This is a genomic window from Patescibacteria group bacterium (assembly GCA_038063375.1).
In the GTDB taxonomy this organism is placed as follows: domain Bacteria; phylum Patescibacteriota; class Minisyncoccia; order Phycocordibacterales; family JANLHH01; genus JANLHH01.
Map to the genome: position 1 here is coordinate 1 of JBBTVG010000032.1, position 16,623 is coordinate 16,623.

Consider the following 16,623-nt stretch of genomic DNA (forward strand, 5'->3'; position numbering starts at 1 on the left):
TTGGATGTGGAGAACTAACGAGTGCTACGTTATTTCGGCTAGCGAGGAGCGATATTGTTCCCTTATGAACGAAGTGAATTAGGGAACAAGAAGTACTCCTGTGGTGCGAAGACGAAACAAAGGGTTGAGGTGCGACCATAAGGAGCACCGAAAGACTCATTGAGGGCTTTTGTGAAGCATTGCGCAACAAAAGACCCAATGAGTGTACTGAACCTGTAAGGTTTAATGAACCCTTTTACTACTCCAGTATACTGGAGTAGTAAATGAAAAGAGGAAGATAATTCCACATCCAAGGCGAGGCCTTGGATGTGGAGAACTAACGAGTGCTACGTTATTTCGGCTAGCGAGGAGCGATATTGTTCCCTTATGAACGAAGTGAATTAGGGAACAAGAAGTACTCCTGTGGTGCGAAGACGAAACAAAGGGTTGAGGTGCGACCATAAGGAGCACCGAAAGACTCATTGAGGGCTTTTGTGAAGCATTGCGCAACAAAAGACCCAATGAGTGTACTGAACCTGTAAGGTTTAATACCCCGCCCCTCTGGGGCGGGAAAGAGTGAGCGGAGTGAACACAAAATGGGTAGAGGCGCTGCCCTGCGGTTTAATACCCTTTATTAGCGACGTAGAGCGAGTGAAATGTGTGAGATTTGTTTTGTGCGTTAGCACAAAACAAATCTCACACATTTCCGAGCCGAGGAGCTAATATAGGTAAATACCGCGGGGCTTGCCCCGCGTAAGGACGAGCGAAGCGAGTACCTATATTACTCTGGGGCTTTGCCCCAGAGGCCTATATTAAATTATTTTTTCAGCCAAATTCTTTTGGATTTCTTTTAAGATCTCGGCGCGTATTTTTTTGTCTTCTTTAAGAAAGAGGCGGGCTGAATCATAGCCGCGTCCGAGCTTGGTCTCGCCGTACGCGTATGAAGTTCCCGACTTGCTGATGACGCCATATTGTTCCCCCAAAGCGAGCATTTCTCCTTCTTGCGAGATGCCTTCGCCGTAGAACAGATCAAACTCCGCCTGCCTGAAAGGCGCGGCCACTTTATTTTTGACCACCTTCACCCGCACGCGGCCGCCGACTACCTCGTCTCCTTTCTTGATCTGCGCGATACGTCTGATATCAAGGCGCACCGAAGTGTAAAATTTCAGCGCTTTTCCGCCGGGCGTTGTTTCAGGATTGCCGAACATGACGCCTATTTGCATGCGGATCTGATTGATGAAAATAACAACGGTCTTTGTTCTGTCCACAATGGCGGTGAGTTTGCGAAGCGCTTGCGACATAAGGCGCGCTTGTTTGCCCACATGGTGAGCGCCCATGTCTCCCTCGATCTCGTCTTTCGGCGTTAATGCCGCTACGGAGTCTATGACAATGACATCAAGTTTCCCCGACCGGACAAGACTCTCCGTGATCTCAAGCGCTTGCTCGCCGGTATCCGGCTGCGAGATGAGCAGTTCGTCCGTTTTCACGCCGAGCCTTTTCGCGTAGTCTGGGTCCATAGCGTGCTCGGCGTCAATAAACGCGCATATGCCGCCATTCTTTTGCGCTTGCGCGACCACGTGAAGCGCCAACGTGGTCTTGCCGGATGATTCAGGACCGAATATTTCAATGATACGTCCGCGGGGGAGCCCTCCTATGCCGAGCGCGTTATCAAGCCCTATGGAACCGCTTGAGATGGCGCCAATGTGCACCTTCGGTTTTTCTCCCAATTTCATGATAGAACCTTCGCCAAATTTTGTCTGGATAGACCTGATCGTGTCCTCAATACTTGCTCCTACTTCTTTCGGTGTTTTTACCTTTTTAGGCATCATGAACTTTCTTTATTACGCGCGGTGAATTTTTAACGATCATCGCCCTGTTGCATAACAGAGCTTGAACGCGCTCACCGATGCTTGTTAATTTATTAATACCAGTTCCAGTATTTCGCTTGTCCCCCTTCCAAACCGGTCTTTCGCGGTGACCTCCATTATATTATAGCCGGGAGAGAGCAGCAATTTTTCACTGAATGCGCCCGCCTCGTCAATGGAAATGGGGCGGTCATTTAAGGCGATATGCGAAATGTTTTTTGCGGTACCGTTAATATCAACCAGCGCGTCTTTCAGCGTGGCGCCATTTAAAGGAGAAAGGATCGTGACGCGCGGGCCCGTCAAGAAGCTCCGCGCCTGATAATAAGAATAACCGATCACGAGGACGATAATAATCGCCAGTAGAGATGTTTTAATGATTAGTTTAACGTTAGCCATAATACAAGCCTATCACTTGGAAACCTGGTTTCCAAGTTGAGTTACTTCTCTTCTTCATATCCCTCCCTCTCCCCGTATCCTTCCTCATTCTTGCGCACGATCACGTCGCGTGGTTTTGAACCGTCAGCAGGGCCGATAACGCCGTGGTCTTCAAGCATGTCCATCAGACGCGCGGCGCGCGAATATCCCACCTTGAGCTTTCTTTGCAGGTAGGAAGTGGAGGCTTTTCCGGCTGAAACGACCGTCTCGTACGCCTCTCCATAGAGCGCGTCGTCCTCGCCACTGCTAGTATCGCCATTCATGATATCAAACAAAGAATTCTTTTCCGCCGTTTCCGCCGTGAAGTTTATCTCGTCAGGAATTTCATCTTCATATTGTTTGGTAAGGAATTTCACTATTTTTTTCACCTCCCCCTCCGATACAAACGCCGATTGAAGCCGCTTTGGCTGGGACATTTCTCCGGACATGTAGAGCATGTCGCCCGACCCAAGCAGTTTCTCCGCGCCTCCCGTGTCCAAGATGGTGCGCGAATCAATCTGTGAAGAAACTTGGAGCGCGATGCGCCCCGGTATATTTGCTTTGATAAGGCCGGTGATGACGTTTACGGAAGGACGCTGGGTGGAGAGCACGAGATGAATGCCCACGGCGCGGCTCATTTGCGCGAGACGCACGATAGCCGATTCAAGCTCGCGAGGATAGCTCGTCATGATATCAGCAAGCTCGTCTATGACGATCACGATATAGGGCAGTGCTTCCGGCAACTTGCTCTCTTCAATGCCGCCCGCTTGGCCGCTTTTTTCAAGTTCGGCATACGCGGGAATGACCGTATTTTTATGATACGAAGCGATGTCGCGCACCGATTCGGCTTCAAGCACGTCATAGCGCCTGTCCATTTCCTTTGCGGCCCACTTGAGCGCGAGAATAGCTTTCTTCGCGTCAGTGATGACCGGAGTGAGCAGGTGGGGGATTTTATTATACAGCGTCAACTCAACACGCTTCGGGTCTATCATGATGAAGCGGAGGTTCTCGGGCGAATTTCTGTACAGAAGGGAGGTGATGATGGCGTGGATCGTCACCGACTTGCCGGATCCGGTGGTACCCGCGATCAATACGTGGGGAAGCCGCGCCAAGTCCGCGAGCGTTGATTTTCCGGATACACTTTTGCCGAGGGTGACGAGGAGCGGTTTGGGTGAGTCGGCAAATTCCGGAGAAGAAACAAGCCCCGAGAGGCCGACGGTAGAGCGTGCGTGATTGGGTACCTCAATACCCACGAGCGACTTTCCGGGGATAGGCGCTTCAATACGAATGGGATGCGCGGCAAGCGCGAGTCCCAGATCGTTCTGAAGACCGACGATGCGGGAGAGCTTCACTCCTTCGGCGGGTTTGAGCGCGTAGCGCGTGACAGAGGGCCCCACGGTAATTTCATCCATCTCAACCGTGATGCCAAAATTCTGCAAAGTCCTTTTTATGATATTTGCGTTTGCCTTGATGTCGCCGACGTCCGGCTTGCCCTTATCTCTATCAAGGAGAGAGAGCGGGGGAGGCGTGTAAGCAATGTGTCGTGACAAGTTTTTCAACTCCATCATGTTTTCATCATCGTCGTGTTTCAGTCCTTCTCCTTTCTCTTCCTCGCTTTCCTTCTTGCTTTTGCCGCCTCCAAACAATCCGAAACCCTTTTTTTCTTGAGACGACGACTCATCTTCATCCTCGTCCTCACTTTCCTCTTCATCTAGGTCTTCGTCATCTTCTTCGCTCTCACTATCGTCCTCGTCCTCATCGCCGTCTTCCTCGCGGATTTTCTTTTTAAAGAAAGTAAAAGAAATGGGTTTTATGCGGAGTCTGGTGTCAAAGATAAGGAGGAGGGAAATGGTAGCGAGTGCCACCAAGAACAAGAGACTGGTGTAGACATCAAAAAGTTTAACAAGGGGATTTGCGACAAAGGAACCAATGATGCCCCCCGAGCCGTCCTTGAAAAGAATGGTGGTAAGGCCAAGTCCCGATAGGAAAAAAAGGAGAGCGCCGATCGCCTTGGCAACCGCAAGTTCTGGCCGGATGGACCTCAAGAACGAAACACCGAGAATGGTAAAGATGAGAGGCAACAGGAAAAAACCGAGCCCCACAAGCGTCTCTAATATATTGAACGTGTACGCTCCCACGACCCCTGACTTGCTCCATGCCGACAGCACGAAAAAGATTGCCAGCGCAAGGAAAATAATGGCAAAGACACTATGTCGCGTCTCTTCTTTCAGGTCGCGGAAAAAACCACTTTTGACTTCGCTCTTTACTCTCTTTTTTGCCATAAAAATCGACAGGTGATGTTCGTTATTTTTCTTAATAATAACATAAACAACCTTGAGTTACGAAAGAGATTCATTGGCGGGGATTCCACAGTAGGGGCTATTTCGTAACTCAAGGTAAATAAGCAAAAGCTCCATTTCCACGAAGGCCTTGCCTTCGTGGAAATGGCGCGAACCTTGACCACTTGGTATTCTTGTATTCCCGCTTTGAGGCGAGGTTGTAAGTCACAAATGACTTATATATAATGGACAGTGAAAACATACGTTCTCTCGCGATTTCTCACGCATACCCGTGTCCGAAATATGTCCGAAAGGGCAATGAAGGACATAAAATATCCAAAAGGGCAGTAAAGGACATAACAACAAAAGGGTGGAAAAATAAAGGACGGCTTATGGATTACACAAAGGGCGGAAGCTCCCAAAATCTCCCAAGTAAATATAATAAAAACGGCGAAACCAGAGAACCGGATTTTTTCTCTTTTATGGTGAAAAGGACAGCAAAATTATCTTCCGCGTTATACTTGGTGACCAACCTTATATCGGACACAGAACCGATAAAATGGAAGCTCCGCGAACGAACACTTGCAGTGTTGTCCGATACAGCATCTTTCCGGTACAAATTGGCTTCGGAAAAAATGCACCTTTTTTCAGAGACACAAGCCGGAGTTGTAGACATTCTGGCACTTCTTGAAGTGGCGCGCGCGGGAGGTTTAATATCAGAAATGAACTTTCAGATATTGAAGTATGAATATGAAAAATTGACTAACTTTATGGCAGACAAGTATTTTATTGAGAATGAGGCTGAAGAGTCAATACGCGAGTTTTTAAAGGAAGAGAGAGAAGAGAGAGGAGAAGGGGCGTTTCTCCGGGATCGCAAAATGGTGCCCCCGCAATACTCTAAAGGACATTTAAAAGGACAATATGATGACCTATATAAAAAGGACATAATAAGCGTTAGTAAGAGACATGCAGAGCCATTTTCTCCCACAGGGGCATTTGAGAAATACGTACAGGGGAAAAAAGAGTCGTGGGAAGGAAAAGTAAAAACTCGTGCGGGTGGAGACCGTAAAGATACTTCTAAAATTGAGAGAAAGAGTGTTATATTGAGCCTCGCTAAAGAGAAAGGAAGTATTAATGTAAAGGACGTCGCGGCCGTGATTGTCGGTTTGAGCGAAAAGACGATCCAGCGTGAATTGGTAACCTTGGTGAAAAATAATGTCCTTAAGAAAGAGGGTGAAAAAAGATGGAGCCGATATTCTCTCGTGTAAACAATGTCCTAGATCCAAATATTTAGGTCTGACCTAAATTGAAGTTCAATATTTTTTAATATTTCAATATCGCCCCCAAACCCCGCCACGAGGCCCCAATCGTTGACTTTTTTAGGCAAAAAATGTAACATCGCATTAGGTTTTCTCTATGTACCTCTGGCAGTGATTTTACTTTTACCAAAAATTGCATAAGCGCTTTCGGCGCCGACCCTTTCCTTTGAAAAGGTTGACGCTCTCTGGCGTATTTGTGGGCTTAGTTATCCACATTATACTTTGCAGGTTCTTGCGTAAACAAATATAATTACTTCAGGTACATTATTGCACGGTGAAATGATTGTTTCTCCGATCTGTTTTTATAACTTTTTGAGTGTATGTTAATGATATGCTTCTGACCCTGTCCATCACCAAACGATGATGGTCGCTTCGGGCAATCTTTACGCCAAAAGTTTTTATGAATAAACGGTCGCAGAGCTTTTCCGGACGGATGATGTTCGTTGAAAATTAAATAGCAAAAGTGAAGAATTACAGAAAGACATCTACCGATATTTCCGACACGAATACCTATGCATTGAGAACACCGAAAGCGGACGCGCGACCGGACACAGATTATCCCATTTGTCACTAAAATCATCCTGCTGGGGAAGCCGGATGAATTTAGTAGTTTTTATTAATTACATTGAAATAGATCGGGCTTAAGTCGAAGCTCATCCGTTTCGTGTAACGCTGTCTCAATTCAAGGACGCACGTCATTGGGTGTGAGATTAATTAGTTATTAATTTTTTTTATGAGTAAACGATTTAGAAATTCTACACTCGCGAAAGTTGTGAGCGGATTCACTGGCGTTTTGATGTCAGTGATGATGCTTGGCGGTTTGGCAGTTGCCCCCGCGCAAGCGCAAAGCATTTCTGACCTTACGGCTCAGATCGCAAGCCTCCTTGCAACGATTACGGGATTACAAGCACAGCTTTCAACCCTCACGGGTGGAAGCACCACAAGCACCGGCTATACCTTTGCAGTTAACTTGAAGCAAGGTATGACAGGAACTGATGTGATGAACTTGCAGAAAGTGCTCAACATGAGCGCTGACACGCAGGTTTCAACAGTACCCGGCGCCCCAGGGCACCCGGGACACGAAACTTCATACTTCGGCGCTCTCACCAAAGTGGCAGTCATCAAATTCCAGAACAAATATGTTTCTGAAATTTTGACTCCGGTTGGTCTCACGGCAGGTACGGGTTTCGTCGGAGCATCAACACGAGCTAAACTCAACACGATGAGTGGTGGCCCAGTAGTGACACCGACACCGACCCCAGGAACTGGCGGTCTCACGGTTTCAAACACCACACAGCCGGCAAATTCACTTGCACCACAGAGTGCATCACGCGTTCCGTTCACCAGATTCGTGGTAACGGCAGGCGCATCTGATGTAACTATCACGGGTGTGAACGTAGAACGAACCGGTCTCGCAAGTGACGCAGTCTTCGCGGGAGTAGTACTCCTTGACGAAAACGGCACACAGTTTGATATCGCAAAGACACTTGGTTCAAATCACCAGGCAATAATTGGCGGTACATTTACTGTTATGGCAGGAACTTCAAAGACTTTGACCGTAGCAGGAAACATGGCGGCAAGCCTCACTGCATACGCGGGACAAGTCGCGAGCCTTACGGTTACGGGTATCAACACGACCTCAACAGTATCCGGCTCATTCCCGATCACAGGCGCGTCACAGACAATCAACGCAACAGTTACACTTGGTACGGCAGTTGGTTCGGTTTCATCATATGATCCGGGCACAACAGCAACCAAGCCGATCGGCACAACCGGCTACAAGTTTACCGGAGTCCGTATCACGGCTGGTTCAGCTGAAGATATACGTTTGCAATCAGTTCGCTTCTACCAGGCAGGTTCAGCAGGTTCAGGCGATCTTTCAAACGTAATGATCTATGTTGACGGAGTTGCATATCCAACAACGGTTTCAGCAGATGGTAAATACTATGCTGCAAACCTTGGCTCAGGTACTGTGATCGCAAAAGGTCTTGCAAAAGACGTTTGGATCGCAGGTGATATCACAGGTTCTGGTTCAGCGGGTCGCAAGATCGACTTTGACATCCAGAAGAATACCGATATCTATGTTACAGGCGAGACCTTTAAGTATGGAATCATCGCAAGTGGTACAATTACCACGGCGACCCCGTCACTCAATGGTTCCGAGGTAACCGTTTCAGCAGGTTCATTTACTTCAGTTACCAAAGCAACTTCAGTTGCGGCACAGAACATCGCGATTAACCTCGCAAACCAGGTGCTCGGTGGTTACACCACAGACATCTCAGGCGAGGCAATTTCGGTTCAGTCGCAGGTATTCCACATCGCTACTTCAACAGCAGCAATCGGCGCTTCAATGATTACGAGCATCTCTCTTTATGACGAGAACGGCGCAGTAGTCGCAGGCCCAGTTGATGCAGTTGCAGATGGCGTATCTGGACAAAAGGTAACGTTCACCGACACGGTAACCTACCCAGTCGGCAAGAAAACCTACACCTTGAAGGGTAAAATCCCAACAACTGCTGCTAATGGTGCAGTAGTTACCGTTAATACGACTCCAGCAACCGCAACGGACTGGACAAGTATCACCGGACAGACAACGGGTAATTCTATTACTCTTGCTCTTGCAAACTTCACAATGAACTCCATGACGGTCAAGACTGCAGCGCTCGCGGTTACTCAATCAACGAGTCCCGCGGCACAGACGATCGTTGCAGGTGGTATTGGTGTAACATTCGCAAACTTCCAGCTTGACGCAAGTCAGTCCGGTGAGGATGTTCGCCTCTCATCGATGACTCTTAAGGATACGATTGTTACTAACGCAGCTACAGACTTGACATCTTGTCAGCTCTTTGATAGCGCAGCAGCATTGAACACCGGTTCAAACGTTGTTAACCCAACAGTGGCATTGGTATTGGCAACGCCATTTACCTTTGATCAGTCACTTACCGTGACAAAGGGTACGGTAAAGACGCTTACACTCAAGTGTAATGTTGCATCAAGTCTTACGGCTGGTTCATTCACATGGAACATGACAGCTGCACAGATTGCAGCACTCACTGTAACAGGTGTTACTTCAGGTACTTCAGTTACGGCAACAGGTGGTGTAACCACAGGCGCAACACAAACGGTTGTCGCTACTGGCTCACTCGCAGTTTCAACTTCGCCTTCGAGTCCTTCATACGCGATCGCGGCTGCAGGAACGGCAGGCAACACGGCTGCAGTACTTCGCCTCCATGCAACAAACGAAGCGGTTAATCTTTCAGACATCGGCCTCACACTTACCGGTGGATTAGTATCAGCTGCGGACCTCGTACAGGTCTCAATCTGGGATGGAACAACGCAGGTAGGTACGGCAACCTTCACGGGTGCTAATACGACAGCAACTTCAACACTTACTACGGTAGTTGTCCTTCCTAAGGACGCCGACAAAGACCTCACGGTCAAGGTTGACCTTGCTACAATCAGCGGTACTACAAACACTGGTGGTACTCAAGGTGCATTAGTCAAGGTTAACGGCACTGCATCAACTAAAGGTACGGGTGTAAACTCAGGTACAACCATCTGGGCATCAGGTTCAACGTCAGTAGCAGGCATCCGCCTCTTCAAGTCGTTCCCAACCTTCGCGATTGGTACGCTTACCTCGTCAGGTATGGCAGATGGTAAACTTATGCGATTCACGATTAAGGCAAACAATGGCGATGTCGGCTTGAATCAGTTTAGATTTACTATTGCGACCTCAACGGGTGTTGGTATTACAAGCATCAACCTCTATGGGTACACGGACACTGGTTACTCAACAGGTATCTCGGGATTCACTTCTGGCCAGATCCAGACTACATCCCTTGCCGCTTTGACGAGTGCCGCAGTAACGATTGCTCCTGCGTCAATAATTAATATTCCTGCAGGATCAACGTACTACTTTGAACTCCGCGGTACGGTTACGGGCACAGTCACAGGATCGTCGGTTATAACGACGCTCTCGGGTGATGCAGCCTACACAGCAGGATTCACTCCGGCATATGCGGCAGGTGGCTTCACCATGATGGCAACTTCATCATCGTATGTTCTTGGTTTGAGTGGAAACAATGTATTGTGGTCACCAAACGCAACCACGACTTCAACAGCAGTTTCTGATGACTGGACGAATGCTTATGGAGTTGTAGGCTTGCCTTCAAGCGGTCTCATCCAAAGCCGATCCAACTAATATAACCACTTGTGCTTTTCTAACGTAAGTTAGAAAAGGGTTAGCAAAAACCCCTTTCTCGAAAGAGATCGGGGTTTTTTGTTTGTCTATTCCGCCAAGGGTTACCCTTTTCTGTGGATGAACCGGCCTCGCCCAGACGAGATATGCAAAAACCCGATTTATCTGGGAAGGACCGTCCTTCCCAGACTTTGATTTTTGCCACGTAGGCGATTTTCGGGTACAATACCTACTAACATGAACAATAAAACAATAGTGAACATCATTCTTGCGATTATCGTTGTTGTGGCTGGGTACTACATTTACAACATCACTTTTAACAATACCCCTTCTTCAGAAGAGGAAAAGCCGAGTGAAACGACAACGACCACTATCGGGGACATACAAATTGAAGGGAAGGGTGACCATACCATTGAAGTGTTGCCGGCAACCGTTACTACCCCAAATATCCCCGTACCTGACCTAGATAGGCCGATCGTGTTCTCCTCCACCATGTCCCCGGAGGCGCAAGCCATTTTAAAGGCAAATATTGAAACGGTAGTAAGTGACCTGAAAAAAGACAGCAATCAGGCCAATAAATGGCTTGCTTTGGGTATCAACAGGAAGATCGCAGGTGATATTGAAGGGGCGCGCCTCGCGTGGGAATATGCGGCCGCTTTACAGCCCTTAAACAGCGTCCCGTTCTTTAATTTAGGTGATCTGGATCACTATTATTTAAAGAATTTTGCGCAAGCAGAAAAGAACCTTCGACAGGCGATAACAAACGACCCCTCTTTCATTCAAGCATACCGTTCCCTATTTGAGCTTTATGCACTCTCATATACCGAAAAGGCCTATTTGGCAGACGATATCCTTTTGGAAGGGCTCAAAAAGAACCCTAATAACATTGATTTGCTCATTCCGCTGGCGGAATACTACAAAGGTACGGGAAAGACGGAAGAAGCCCGAAAATACTACGAAATGGCCCTCACAGAGGCACAAAAGGCAGGCAATACCGCTTTAGTGGAACTACTCAAATCCGAACTCAACACCCTCTAATCGCAGATACAACCGAGGCCTTGCCTCGGTTGTATCAGTTGTGGTGTTGTGTATAATAAAAGCAATGAGTATACGACCGGTGCCATTTTTAGTTGGTGAATATTACCACCTCTATAATAGAGGGAATGACAAAAGAATAATTTTTCTTGACGGTCATGATTTCAAACGTTTTATGTTGTTGCTTTATATATGCAACAGCACAGACCCGTTTCATATGGCTAGTTTTTCAACCGAGGCCTTGCCTCGGTTGAAATTTTTTCTGTAAAAAGAACGAATACTCTGGTTGATATTGGCGTGTATTGCTCTATGCCAAATCATTTTCACATTCTTGTACACGAAAAAACAGAAGGCGGGATAAGTGTATTCATGCAGAAGTTATCCACAGCGTATTCAATGTATTTTAATAAACGTTATGGAAGAAGCGGTTCGTTATTTGAGGGGAAATTCAAGGCGAAACATATTGATAATGAGCCATATTTCAATTGGGTTTTTTCATACATTCACCTAAACCCCGTGAAATTGGTTGAACCAACATGGAAAGAGAATGGAATTGGCAATCCGGATCAGGCAAAGAAATTCATGAATGAGTACCATTATTCCAGCTATCACGATTATTTTATCGGAGACAGGCCGGAGAGTGCCGTTTTAAATAAAGATGCTTTCCCGGAACATTTTGGTCAGATGAACGACTTCCAGAATCTTATAGAGCAATTCAAGACAGGAATTCAGCAGTATTAGTTATCCCCAACGAAGGCAAGGCCTTCGTTGGGGGGTGATATAATAAAAGAAATGAAAGGTCTCTTCAATCGGCAATTTTTTAAATTCACGTTTGGTTTTATCAGTCTGGTGCTCATAGGGCTTTTGGGTTTATTGGTAACGGATTTTCGTGATACTGGCGACGAGAAGTCTTCCGCCTCTGTTTTCCAGAGCACACGATAAATTACTCATGTACTTATCCACAGACGTGTGGTTTGACCAAGGTATTGACGAGTTGCCCCATTTCTTTGTATAATCGTTTTTGGTGGTTTTTAGTCGCCTTTTTTGTTTTTGGGAGAAACAAGAGCCGAAAAGTGCGAAAAGGGTAGCTAGAAACTGAATATTGTTCTACAACATGGAAACACTGGGAGTACGACAAAATGCTTACAAAAGCGCAAAGGGTGCAGTTGTCGGAAGAGATCGGGAAGGCAATCGAGGAACACAACGATCTGCTTTCTTCGCTCAGAAACCAAATCAGCAGAGGTGAAGCATCACAAGAAGTGGAAACACGTGATGATTCGGCGACAGTGCATGAAGGGCTCATACACGCTTCGCGCACCATCAGCCGAGTCACCGAGTGTCTGAAGAAACTCAAGAGGCGGACGAATGACCTGAAAAATGGCTTTGACGGGTCATGCGAGGGTTGCGGGAGCGATATCCCCTTTGACCGCTTGTTGGCTCAACCGACAACACATCACTGTGTCACCTGTAAAACCAGAGGAGAGAAAGAGGAAAGGAGGGACTTCGGTCACGCTCCCGGACACCATGCGTTCATGACCACGCAATAATTGGGAGAGTGTGCTTTAGCACGACCTCCAGAGCATTCCCAATTGTTACGTGGAAATCTTACGTGGTGTCTTCTGGGGACATCAGGTGGGACGAGGCCGGTTTCATTACCGGTTGCAGTACAGGCGGGATCTTCGGATCCCGTCTTTTTTTATTGACTTATTTAAGAATATGCGTACTATGGTGAGGTATAGGCCCTAGACAGCAGGGTCCCGTGTTTGCGGGATTAAAACAGAACCCTGCCGAGGATAATACTTAAACCTAAAGAAGGAGGTTTTTGTCTCAGCGGCTTGTGCCGTTTTTTGTTTGCCGGTCGGTCTGCGAAACGAGCACGATTATTCATTTAATGAAGGTCGAATAATACACATGGCGATCAGCAAAGACAAAAAAATAGCAATCGTAAAGAAAGTCACTGATGCGGTTTCTCACGCGGATTCAGTGGTATTCGTCAATTTCCACGGACTTTCCGTGGCGGACACCACGAACTTGCGCAAGAAATTAACGACAGAGGGTATCGGGTACACCGTGGCAAAAAAGACTCTCATCGGGCGCGTGCTTGACGCGGCTGGTATCACAGGAGAGAAGCCTGTCCTCAAGGGCGAAGTGGCGCTTGCCTACGGGAAAGACCTTATCGCTCCCGCGCGCGGCGTATATGAATTTCAGAAAAAGCACAAAAAGAATATCTCAATCATCGGTGGTATTTTTGAAGGAGCATATAAAAATCAGGAAGAGATGACCGTCATCGCATCCATTCCGTCGCTTCAGGTGTTGCGCGGACAGTTTGTGAACCTCATCAACAGTCCCATTCAGGGTTTTGTAATGGCTCTGGACCAAATCGCAGAGAAGCGCGGAGTGTAAGTAATTTAACAAAAAGTAACTACTAAAAAATTATGTCAGACGAAAAAGAGATACAAGCTGGAGTGGGAGAGCAAAAAAAGGAGGCCGGGGAAGAAGTGACGATTCCGGCAAAGTTTAAGGACCTTGTGCAGGCAGTTGATAAAATGAGCGTACTTGATCTCCATGAGCTCGTGAAGCTCCTTGAGAAAAAGTTTGGCGTTTCCGCGGCGGCAGTTGCAGTTCTCGCCGCACCGGGCGCAGGAGCGGAGGGAGGAGAGGCGGCACAGAGCACCTTCAATGTTGAGCTCACGAGCGCCGGCGCTCAGAAGATCGCGGTCATCAAGGCGGTAAAAGAGATCCTCGGATTGGGACTCAAGGAGGCAAAAGACATGGTAGATGCCGCACCGGCGATGCTCAAAGAAGGGGTAAAGAAAGCGGAAGCGGAAGAACTGAAAGCAAAGATTGAGGCGGCAGGAGGACAGGTAACATTGAAATAAGGGATATATTACAAAGAAAATATACAAAAACATCCACCGAGGCCTTGCCTCGGTGGATGTTTTTGTATACCCGGTGACTTATGGAAATCTCTTTCTTTCGGTGGTACAATGGAGCTCATGGATATTCTCGGTAAACTGTTTAGCAGTATGGCGTTGGTGAAAATTATGCGCTTGTTTTTGCTTAATCCCGACCAAGCGTTTGAGAATAGTGATATTTCGGAGCGCAGTAAGGTTCCCGCCGGCGCGCTCCGCACCGAGATGGCTATTTTGACCGGCGTTTCGTTTGTGAAGAAGAAAACATTCTATAAAGAGATACCAGCAAAGGCCTCCCATAAGAAACCGACAAAAAAGCGGGTGAACGGATGGTGTTTGAATCCCGATTTTCCGTATCTGTATCCTTTGCGCATCTTATTGCTTAATTCCGAATTGGTGAACAAAAAACAGGCAATCAGCAAGATAAAGTCCGCGGGGAAGATCAAGTTGGTCGTGCTCTCCGGGATCTTTCTGGGAGAGGATTCTCGCCGGATTGACATATTGGTAGTGGGCGACCAGATCAACAAAAAAAGGCTTGAGAACGCTTTGAAGACCATTGAATCCGAAGTGGGAAAAGAACTGCAGTATGCCGCGATGGATACTGACGAATTCCACTATCGTCTCGGTATGTATGACAAGTTTGTGCGCGACATTTTGGACTATCCTCACGAGAAGCTGATTGATAAGATAGGACTTTAGTCCAAACTACTCACACCAACCCATTGCCGTTATCCACAGATACGTAAGGATACCCTACGAATAATGATATAATGGGAAAACAGCTTTAAGAGGTCGAATTTTTAAGGTTGTTATGCATAATAACTTTATCAGTGTAGTTAATTTATAGAAGTAATTTTCATTATGTTATTGCAAACATGGAGCGAGATATTAACTCAGTCGTTCCAAGACCTTTGGATCGGTATCATTGCGTTCGTGCCTAACCTCATCGTTGCGCTCGTCATCTTCATCTTAGGATGGGTGGTCGGCTCAGTATTGGGACGGCTCGTCGCTCAATTGATTACCGCGTTGCGCGTGGACCGCGCTCTTGAGAGCGCCGGCGCCAGTGAAATACTGACCAAGGCGGGGTTCCGTCTTAATTCAGGCGCATTTATCGGCGGATTGGTACGATGGTTCTTCATCATCGCATTCTTGGTAGCGGCTTTTGATGTACTCGGCCTCTCTCAAGTCAATATCTTCCTGCAGCAGGTTGTATTAGGATACCTTCCTAATGTTATCGTTGCGGCACTTATTTTGCTTGTTGCGGCAGTGATCGCAGATGCAATGCAAAAGATAGTGGTCGGGTCTGCGAAAGCGGCCGACTTGGCACACGCTCATTTCTTGGGCGGCGTGACCAGGTGGTCAATCTGGATCTTCGCATTCATCATCGCATTGTCCCACTTGGGCATCGCACAAGCATTTATGCAAGTGCTCTTTACCGGCGTAGTGGCAATGCTTGCCCTTGCCGGCGGTCTTGCGTTCGGTCTTGGTGGCCGTGACGCGGCAACCGGATTTATTGAGAAACTCCACAAGGATATCTCAAAGTAGTCTTCTCTAGACAAAGAACGTACCGTAAAAACCCCGCGATGGCGGGGTTTTTACATGGGTACCATACCCTACCTACACCCTCAGGTTGACCGAGCACCACTTTTACCAATTTCTCCATTGAGTATCTACAGAAACAATGAGGCGCTATATGCCAAAAACACTCTTGTTTCAAAGGTAAAAGTGGTGCTCGGTTGACATTATTTTCAGCTTGTATATACTGGTCGTTACGTATGATACACACAGGAAATACAAAACCAAGGCGGGAATAGAAATCTATGTCTTGATTTCTTTATGCCCGCCCTTAGGCGGTTTTTTGTTTCCCCGGATCATACTTGTTATTTGAAAACTGAATATGTAGGTAACAAAAAAGCATTGAAACAAAGAGCAGTTTGTGCGGTTTTTAATATAAAAATCGCGCGAACAAAATACACACACAAACAACGTTGTGGTCTCGCAATTTCCTACTAGGAAGTGCGAATTAAGAGCATATGGTGGATGCCTTGACTCTAAGAGGCGATGAAGGACGTAGCATGGCTGCGATAAGCTTCGGTAAGGTGCCTAGCAACCTGTGACCCGAAGATTTCCGAATGGGGAAACCCGTCAGAGTGAACCTCTGTCACCGAGCACCATCCTTGTTTCTTAACATGCATAAATATTAAAGCGTAATCATGCGGCATTAATTTTTTGAAAGATGTTAGGAAGTAAAGATGGTGCTCGGAGTATACCCGGGGAAGTGAAACATCTCAGTACCCGGAGGAAAAGAGACTAAATAAGAATTCCCTAAGTAGCGGCGAGCGAAAAGGGAAGAGCCCAAACCGGTCGTGCTTGCATGACCGGGGTTGTAAGGGAGTAGTGTCGTTAAATCGAGGAAAGTTACAAAATATCACATTAACCGAACAAGCTGGAAAGCTTGACCCGAGAGCGTTACAGTCGCGTAGGTGAAAATTTGATATCTTTCTTACTACTCTTCTTGAGTACTCCAGGACACGAATAGCCTGGGGGAATCCGCCAGAACTAACTGGCAAGGCTAAATACTCTTAGAGATCGATAGTGAACTAGTACCGTGAGGGAAAGGTG

Annotated in this window: 12 protein-coding genes, 1 rRNA gene and 1 other annotated feature; of the genes, 10 read left to right on the forward strand and 3 right to left on the reverse strand. The window is 47.1% G+C overall.

The genetic code is table 11. The features are described 5' to 3' along the window. Positions 1 to 791: 791 nt before the first annotated feature. The 3 genes from recA to AAB523_03420 all read right to left on the reverse strand — a co-directional run bounded on the left by recA (position 792) and on the right by AAB523_03420 (position 4,540). Complete coding sequence (gene recA / locus AAB523_03410) at positions 792 to 1,808, reverse strand: recombinase RecA (protein ID MEK7556302.1); 1,017 nt, start codon at positions 1,806 to 1,808, stop codon at positions 792 to 794. An 84-nt stretch (positions 1,809 to 1,892) separates the two neighbouring features. Beyond that, positions 1,893 to 2,240 carry a hypothetical protein gene (locus tag AAB523_03415; protein MEK7556303.1) on the reverse strand — a complete coding sequence of 116 codons (348 nt, stop codon included), beginning with the start codon at positions 2,238 to 2,240 and terminating at the stop codon, positions 1,893 to 1,895. Between the two features lie 41 nt (positions 2,241 to 2,281). Continuing rightward, entirely contained in the window at positions 2,282 to 4,540 is a 2,259-nt protein-coding gene (locus AAB523_03420; GenBank protein ID MEK7556304.1) for a DNA translocase FtsK 4TM domain-containing protein, read from the reverse strand. A 242-nt stretch (positions 4,541 to 4,782) separates the two neighbouring features. Here AAB523_03420 and AAB523_03425 point away from each other — a divergent pair, with 242 nt between their 5' ends. The 10 genes from AAB523_03425 to AAB523_03470 all read left to right on the forward strand — a co-directional run. Beyond that, positions 4,783 to 5,805: a hypothetical protein gene (locus AAB523_03425; GenBank protein ID MEK7556305.1), complete on the forward strand. Its 1,023-nt coding sequence runs from the start codon at positions 4,783 to 4,785 to the stop codon at positions 5,803 to 5,805. Positions 5,806 to 6,589: 784 nt separating this feature from the next. Beyond that, a complete protein-coding gene (locus AAB523_03430) occupies positions 6,590 to 10,057 on the forward strand; it encodes a hypothetical protein (GenBank protein ID MEK7556306.1) in 3,468 nt (1,155 codons plus the stop codon). Between the two features lie 234 nt (positions 10,058 to 10,291). Continuing rightward, entirely contained in the window at positions 10,292 to 11,092 is an 801-nt protein-coding gene (locus AAB523_03435) for a hypothetical protein (protein ID MEK7556307.1), read from the forward strand. 252 nt (positions 11,093 to 11,344) lie between these two features. Next, on the forward strand, positions 11,345 to 11,830 hold the full coding sequence (locus tag AAB523_03440; GenBank protein MEK7556308.1) for a transposase: 486 nt from the start codon (positions 11,345 to 11,347) through the stop codon (positions 11,828 to 11,830). Positions 11,831 to 12,228: 398 nt separating this feature from the next. Next, positions 12,229 to 12,636, forward strand: coding sequence for a TraR/DksA C4-type zinc finger protein (locus tag AAB523_03445; protein MEK7556309.1), 408 nt, complete (start codon positions 12,229 to 12,231; stop codon positions 12,634 to 12,636). A gap of 175 nt (positions 12,637 to 12,811) precedes the next feature. After that, positions 12,812 to 12,947: a sequence feature (ribosomal protein L10 leader region), on the forward strand. Positions 12,948 to 13,000: 53 nt separating this feature from the next. After that, positions 13,001 to 13,492 carry a 50S ribosomal protein L10 gene (rplJ, locus tag AAB523_03450; protein MEK7556310.1) on the forward strand — a complete coding sequence of 164 codons (492 nt, stop codon included), beginning with the start codon at positions 13,001 to 13,003 and terminating at the stop codon, positions 13,490 to 13,492. Between the two features lie 32 nt (positions 13,493 to 13,524). Then, complete coding sequence (rplL, locus tag AAB523_03455) at positions 13,525 to 13,968, forward strand: 50S ribosomal protein L7/L12 (protein ID MEK7556311.1); 444 nt, start codon at positions 13,525 to 13,527, stop codon at positions 13,966 to 13,968. A 117-nt stretch (positions 13,969 to 14,085) separates the two neighbouring features. Further along, complete coding sequence (locus AAB523_03460; protein ID MEK7556312.1) at positions 14,086 to 14,700, forward strand: hypothetical protein; 615 nt, start codon at positions 14,086 to 14,088, stop codon at positions 14,698 to 14,700. A 162-nt stretch (positions 14,701 to 14,862) separates the two neighbouring features. After that, positions 14,863 to 15,546, forward strand: a complete 684-nt coding sequence (locus AAB523_03465) for a hypothetical protein (GenBank protein ID MEK7556313.1) — start codon at positions 14,863 to 14,865, stop codon at positions 15,544 to 15,546. Between the two features lie 468 nt (positions 15,547 to 16,014). Then, positions 16,015 to 16,623: ribosomal RNA gene (locus AAB523_03470) — 23S ribosomal RNA — on the forward strand; the annotation flags it as partial.